Origin of the sequence: Aquabacterium sp., from assembly GCF_004297345.1 — a bacterium.
GTDB lineage: Bacteria > Pseudomonadota > Gammaproteobacteria > Burkholderiales > Burkholderiaceae_C > Aquabacterium.
In genome coordinates this window covers 1-4308 of the sequence record NZ_SCTN01000545.1, presented here as the reverse complement: position 1 = coordinate 4308, position 4308 = coordinate 1, and the positions used below count along the sequence as shown (strand labels likewise).

Below are 4308 nucleotides of genomic sequence, written 5' to 3'. Positions count from 1 at the left end.
GGCGTCGAAGGCGCGCAGGGAGGCTCAGGTTTGCCCCTTGCTGCAAGCAAGGGGATGGCGAGCATGTTTGAGGCCGCAGGCCGAGTTGCGCAGCCACCTGAGCTGGACGAGCACCGCAGAGCAGTCCCGCGCAGCGGGACCGCCAGCATTGAAGCCCGGACGCATGCCACCTCGGCCGCGCCCCGCGCCGCAGCGCGAAAGCGCCCCTACCAAGGCATGCAACAGACAGACAAACACAAAGGCAATCAGCCCTGCTTCTCCATCGCCTCACGCAAAGCCTGACGCAACTGCAGCCCGATCTCCGGCTTGCCCGCAAACGGATCCGTCGGATTACGCCCCTGCACCACATCTTCCAGACGCGTCTGCACCATGCCCAAAGCCTGCGGATGCGTGTAGATGTAGAACTGCCCCGACTCGATCGCCTTGTAGACCAGCTCGGCCGTGTCCGTGGCCGTCACCTTGCCAGACGTGACCGCCTTCGTGCTCATCGCCTGCGCAATCATCTGGCTCGGCGTAGGCTTGCCCTCGCTGCGCATGTCTGCAGGGCGATTGCGGTGCGACAAGTGGATCCCCGTTGGCACGAAGTACGGGCACAGCACCGAGGCATGCACCTGCTCCGTCACCAAGGCCAGATCCTGATACAGCGTCTCAGACAAGCTCACCACCGCATGCTTGCTCACGTTGTAAGCACCCATGTTCGGCGAGTTCAACAAGCCGGCCATCGAGGCCACGTTCACCATGTGCCCTTGGTAGCTCGGATCCTTACGTGCGGCCGCCAGCATCAGCGGCGTGAAGATGCGCATGCCGTGGATCACACCAAACAGGTTCACACCGATCACCCATTCCCAATCGCGCTGCGTGTGTTCCCAGATCAGGCCACCGTGGGCTACGCCCGCGTTGTTGATCACGATATGCGGCGCGCCAAAGCGCTCCATGCAGATGTCAGCCAAGGCTTGAATGTCTTCAGCACGTGATACATCACCGCGCAAGGCCACCACTTTCACGCCCGTGGCGCTCAGCTCGGCCACGGCGGCATCCAGCGCATCCTGCTGCACATCGGTCAGCACGAGGTTCAAGCCCTTCTTCGCGCCCAACCGTGCCAGCTCCAGGCCAAAGCCGCTGCCTGCGCCGGTGATCACGGCCGTCTGGCCTGCTTGCAAATTCAAAGTCGACATGTTGTTGTCCTGTGTCCTGCTATGGGGATCAGATCAGTTTGACCAGCTGTTTGCCGAAGTTCTTGCCCTTGAGCAAGCCCAGGAAGGCCTCGGGCGCGCTGGCGATGCCCTGGGCCACGGATTCGCGAAACTTCATCTTGCCGGTGGCCACCATCGTGCCCAGCTCCATCGTGGCCTCAGGCCAGACATCAGCGTGCTCGCTGACGATGAAACCTTCGATCTTCAGGCGGTTGACGAGAATCAGTGCGGGGTTCTGCATGGGCAGCGGCTGGCCGTCATAGCCGGCGATCATCCCGCACATGGCGATGCGGCCAAACGCGTTCATGCGCAGCAGCACGGCGTCCAGGATCATGCCGCCCACGTTCTCGAAGTAGCCGTCGATACCATTGGGCGTGGCTTCCTTGAGAGCCTTGTAGAAAGCCTTGGGGTCGCTGTGCTGCTTGTAGTCGATGCAGGCATCAAAGCCGAGTTCCTCGGTCACATAGCGGCACTTGTCGGCGCCACCGGCCACGCCCACCACGCGGCAACCACGGGCCTTGGCCAACTGCCCCACCACACTGCCCACGGCGCCACTGGCGGCACTGACCACCACCGTCTCGCCGCTCTTGGGTGCAATGATCTTGATCAGGCCGTACCAGGCTGTGACTCCAGGCATGCCCACCGAGCCCAGGTAGGCCGACAGCGGGATGTGCGTGGTATCGACCTTGTGCAGCATGGCGCCCTTCACGCTGGCGTCCACCACCGAATACTCCTGCCAGCCGCCCATGCCCAGCACCTTGTCGCCAGGTGCGAAGCGCGGGTGCTTGCTCAGCACCACCTCACCCACCGTGCCGCCGATCATCACGGTGTCGAGCGGCTGCGGATCGGCGTAGCTCTTGCTGTCGTTCATGCGGCCGCGCATATAGGGGTCGAGCGACATGAAGTGATGGCGCACCAGCACCTGGCCATCGCTCAGTTGATCGGCCGTGGGCACGGGCACTTCAACAAGCTTGAAGTTATCCACGGTGGCTTCGCCTTGCGGGCGCGAGGCCAGCAGAATCTGATGGTTGGTGGTCATGGGAACTCTCCTTCAGCGTCAATGCTGGGTGGCGGAAGAACGCCATGCGGGCGTCCGATCGGGATGGCGCACAAGGCGCCTGTCAGGTCAAATACGTGATGGACTGGCGTCGATGCTCAATCAGAACCAGGCCCTTGAAGCAAAGGTTTGGCAGCCGGCCGCACTTCGCGGTCGGACACCGGCAAGGCGCGCAGGAACTTGAACGTGGCGGTGGCATGGGCGCACACACGGCCTTTTGAATCCAGCACCTTGCCTTCCGTAAAGGCCATGGAGGCAGTTGAATGCAGCACGCTGCCCACAGCCTTGATCTGGCCAAGCCCAGGACGCATGAAGGTGGTCTTCATCTCGATGGTGACGAGGCCAGGCCCACCATCTGGCTGATCCAGGTTCAAGCTGCGCGCTGCATGAGCCATGGCCACATCCAGCAAAGTCATCATCAAGCCACCGTGCGCCACGCCGAATGAGTTGGTGTGCTGATCCTGCACGTCGAGCGTGATCTCGGCTTCACCGTTTTCATAGCGCTGCATCTCGCAGCCGATCTGCTCGATGAAGGGGATGCGAACCGCAAAGGGGATGGCCATGTCAGTCCTTGCTGAAAACGCGTGCGAGTCTTGGGTACATCATCCAGCGCCCCCTCAACCAATCAGCGCGCTGACGCCGCCGTCCACCGCCAGGATCTGCCCGGTGATGTGCTTGCCCGCGTCAGACGCGAACAGCAGCGTGGCCCCCTTGAGGTCTTCGTCGTCGCCCACGCGCAGCAGCGGCGCGCGGTTGGCAATGGTCTCTTCGCCCACCATGGCCAGCGTACCAGCGGTCATCTTGCTTGGGAAGAAGCCTGGCGCAATCGCGTTGACGCGGATGCCCAGGTGCCCCCACTCGCAGGCCAGTGCCCGCGTGAAGTTGATGACGGCACCCTTGCTGGTGTTGTAGGCAATGGTCTGCATGAAAGGGGGGTTGCCGCGCAGGCCGGCGATCGAGGCCACATTGATGATGCGGCCCTGCTTGCGCGGGATCATGCTGGCTTTGGCAATCGCTTGCGACAGCAGGAAGTAGCCGCGCACATTCAGGTTCATGACCTTGTCCCAGGCCTCAACCGGGTGCTCGGCAGCGGGTGCGCCCCATGTGGCGCCCGCGTTATTGACGAGGATGTCCACATCACCGATGCGCTCCAGCGTTTCATCGGCCAGGCGCTGGATGTCTTCGGCCTTGCCGGCATCGGCGGCTATCCAGCGGGCGTCGATGCCCGCCGCTTGCAGGTCCTGCACAGCCGCCTCCAGATCCGCCGACTTGCGCGAGCTGATCACCACCTTGGCACCCGCCTCGCCCAATGCATAGGCCATCTGCAAGCCCAGACCGCGCGAGCCACCGGTGATCAGGGCCTTCTTGCCCGTGAGATCGAACAGTTGTTGAACCTTGCGTGCGTCAGTCATGCTGCCCTCGCCTCACACGTTGTAGTCGACCACGTGGCGGGTCGCTGCCATTTCGCGGATCTGGGCGACCACCCCCTGATGATGCGGATGAGGAATGTAGGCGGCCAGCGCATCCTTGCTCTCGAAGGTGGACACCAGCACCACATCACAGTTGGCCTCCAGGCCTTCCGTCTTGATGCCGACATCGAACTCGTGCATGCCAGGCACCAGCCCTTTGCAGCTGTCCAGCAGAGCTTTGACCTTGGCGGCGTCTTCGGGGCGCTTGAGCGTCCACATCACGATGTGTCTCAACATGGTTTGTCTCTCTCGGTGTAATGAATAGATAAAAATCAGAACCAGTCGGCCTGGGCTTGCGCGCAGGTCAGGTCACGCTTGGCAACCACACCCAGCCAGGCGTCGATCTTGGGCAATTCGAAGTGATAGAAGTAGTCGGCGCATGCGAGCTTGCCTTTGAGGAAGCCATCGCCCAGCGGGCTCTTGTCCCACTGTCCTTGGGCCTGCGCAGCCTTGGCCGCCAGCGCCAGCTCCAGCCAGATCCAGGCCAGCACGGTATGGCCAAAGGCCTGCAGATAGGGCGTGGCATTGGCCAGTGCCTCTTCAGGCACGCCAGTGGACCAGGCAGCCTTGGTGGTCGCACCCACCTTCT

Annotated in this window: 6 protein-coding genes; all 6 read right to left on the bottom strand. The window is 62.6% G+C overall.

Going from position 1 to position 4308, the window contains the following annotated elements; genetic code table 11:
- Nucleotides 1-245: 245 nt before the first annotated feature.
- Nucleotides 246-1175, bottom strand: a complete 930-nt coding sequence (locus EPO09_RS21065; RefSeq protein ID WP_290646373.1) for an SDR family oxidoreductase — start codon at nucleotides 1173-1175, stop codon at nucleotides 246-248.
- 28 nt (nucleotides 1176-1203) lie between these two features.
- On the bottom strand, nucleotides 1204-2232 hold the full coding sequence (locus tag EPO09_RS21060; protein WP_290646371.1) for an NADP-dependent oxidoreductase: 1029 nt from the start codon (nucleotides 2230-2232) through the stop codon (nucleotides 1204-1206).
- Nucleotides 2233-2348: 116 nt separating this feature from the next.
- Nucleotides 2349-2813 (bottom strand): PaaI family thioesterase, encoded by a 465-nt coding sequence (locus EPO09_RS21055; RefSeq protein ID WP_290646369.1) that lies wholly within the window; start codon nucleotides 2811-2813, stop codon nucleotides 2349-2351.
- Between the two features lie 54 nt (nucleotides 2814-2867).
- A complete protein-coding gene (locus EPO09_RS21050; protein ID WP_290646367.1) occupies nucleotides 2868-3662 on the bottom strand; it encodes an SDR family oxidoreductase in 795 nt (264 codons plus the stop codon).
- A gap of 12 nt (nucleotides 3663-3674) precedes the next feature.
- Nucleotides 3675-3956 carry a Dabb family protein gene (locus EPO09_RS21045; protein WP_290646365.1) on the bottom strand — a complete coding sequence of 94 codons (282 nt, stop codon included), beginning with the start codon at nucleotides 3954-3956 and terminating at the stop codon, nucleotides 3675-3677.
- Between the two features lie 35 nt (nucleotides 3957-3991).
- Nucleotides 3992-4308: acyl-CoA dehydrogenase C-terminal domain-containing protein (locus EPO09_RS21040; protein WP_290646363.1), on the bottom strand; the 317-nt coding region annotated here is incomplete at its 5' end.

Coding starts and splice junctions, on each gene's coding strand:
- EPO09_RS21065 (WP_290646373.1), bottom strand. CDS start 1,175: ATGTCGACTTTGAATTTGCAAGCAGGCCAGACGGCCGTGATCACCGGC.
- EPO09_RS21045 (WP_290646365.1), bottom strand. CDS start 3,956: ATGTTGAGACACATCGTGATGTGGACGCTCAAGCGCCCCGAAGACGCC.
- EPO09_RS21050 (WP_290646367.1), bottom strand. CDS start 3,662: ATGACTGACGCACGCAAGGTTCAACAACTGTTCGATCTCACGGGCAAG.
- EPO09_RS21060 (WP_290646371.1), bottom strand. CDS start 2,232: ATGACCACCAACCATCAGATTCTGCTGGCCTCGCGCCCGCAAGGCGAA.
- EPO09_RS21055 (WP_290646369.1), bottom strand. CDS start 2,813: ATGGCCATCCCCTTTGCGGTTCGCATCCCCTTCATCGAGCAGATCGGC.